Raw genomic sequence first — 1,088 nt, 5'->3', positions numbered from 1 at the left:
CCTCTACCGCACTCTAGTAAGCCAGTTTCCAATGCCATTCCCAGGTTGAGCCCAGGGCTTTCACAACGGACTTAAATAACCACCTACGCACGCTTTACGCCCAGTAATTCCGATTAACGCTTGCACCCTCCGTATTACCGCGGCTGCTGGCACGGAGTTAGCCGGTGCTTCTTCTGCGGGTAACGTCAATTGCTGAGGTTATTAACCTCAGCACCTTCCTCCCCGCTGAAAGTACTTTACAACCCGAAGGCCTTCTTCATACACGCGGCATGGCTGCATCAGGCTTGCGCCCATTGTGCAATATTCCCCACTGCTGCCTCCCGTAGGAGTCTGGACCGTGTCTCAGTTCCAGTGTGGCTGGTCATCCTCTCAGACCAGCTAGGGATCGTCGCCTAGGTGAGCCTTTACCCCACCTACTAGCTAATCCCATCTGGGCACATCTGATGGCAAGAGGCCCGAAGGTCCCCCTCTTTGGTCTTGCGACGTTATGCGGTATTAGCTACCGTTTCCAGTAGTTATCCCCCTCCATCAGGCAGTTTCCCAGACATTACTCACCCGTCCGCCGCTCGCCGGCAAAGTAGCAAGCTACTTTCCGCTGCCGCTCGACTTGCATGTGTTAGGCCTGCCGCCAGCGTTCAATCTGAGCCATGATCAAACTCTTCAATTTAAGTTTGATGCTCGTGAATTAAACTTCGTAATGAATTACGTATGTTCACTCAGAGACTTGGTATTCATTTTTCGTCTTGCGACGTTAAGAATCCATGTCACTTTGAGTGCCCACACAGATTGTCTGATAAATTGTTAAAGAGCAGTGCAACGTGGCTTTCGCTCACCGTTGCGAGGTGGCGTATATTACGCTTTCCTCTTTCAGAGTCAACCCGTTATTTCAGGATTTTTTCTCTTCAACCGACTGGCTGTTGTATGAAGTGATTCACATCCGCCGTGTCGATGGAGGCGCATTATAGGGAGTTCTCAGCTGGCCGCAACCGCTAAATGACAGAAAAATGACTGACTGCTGCATTCCACAGCAAAACCCCGCCTTATACCCTTTTATGCACAAAGTTATCCACAATCATGAGCGGATCGCG

Annotated in this window: 1 rRNA gene; it reads right to left on the bottom strand. The window is 50.7% G+C overall.

Annotated features, from left to right (window positions below):
• Window positions 1-667: ribosomal RNA gene (locus ABZS80_RS33270) — 16S ribosomal RNA — on the bottom strand; the annotation flags it as partial.
• Between the last annotated feature and the right edge of the window lie 421 nt (window positions 668-1,088).

It is taken from the genome of Micromonospora sp. NPDC005305, assembly GCF_040607315.1.
Lineage (GTDB): Bacteria > Actinomycetota > Actinomycetes > Mycobacteriales > Micromonosporaceae > Micromonospora.
Note: the sequence above shows the minus strand (reverse complement) of the source record. Positions and strands in the feature narration are given on the sequence as shown.